Source organism: Pseudomonas onubensis (genome assembly GCF_965653655.1).
GTDB lineage: Bacteria > Pseudomonadota > Gammaproteobacteria > Pseudomonadales > Pseudomonadaceae > Aquipseudomonas.
The window spans coordinates 1-491 of sequence record NZ_CBFHAZ010000231.1; the positions used below are offsets into that span (position 1 = coordinate 1).

Annotated in this window: 1 protein-coding gene; it reads left to right on the forward strand. The window is 63.1% G+C overall.

The window, feature by feature from the left end; genetic code table 11:
* A partial coding sequence (locus ACTD9P_RS29715) for a leucyl aminopeptidase family protein (protein WP_438870431.1) occupies nt 1-491 on the forward strand: 491 nt, incomplete at both ends.

A 491-nucleotide genomic window follows, 5' to 3' on the forward strand; every position in this document is an offset into this window, starting at 1 on the left:
GTGCGCGAAAGCCGCGTCGTGATCATGCGCTGGAACGGCGGCAAGAAAGGCGCAAAGCCGCTGGCCTTCATCGGCAAGGGCGTGTGTTTCGATACCGGCGGCATTTCGATCAAGCCCGCGGCCGGCATGGAGGACATGAAGGGCGACATGGCGGGCGCGGCTTGCGTGGTCGGGCTGATGCATGCGCTCGCCGCGCGCAAGGCGAAGGTGAACGCGGTCGGCGCCATCGGGCTGGTCGAGAACATGCCGGATGGCAATGCGCAGCGGCCGGGCGACATCGTCACCTCGATGTCGGGTCAGACCATCGAGATCATCAATACCGATGCCGAAGGCCGGCTGGTGCTCGGCGATGTGCTCTGGCACGTCAACAAGAAATTCCAGCCGGAATTCATGATCGATCTGGCGACGCTGACGGGCGCGATCATCGTGGCGCTCGGCCACGAATATGCGGGACTGTTTTCCAACAACGACAAGCTCTCGGAGCGTCTGAT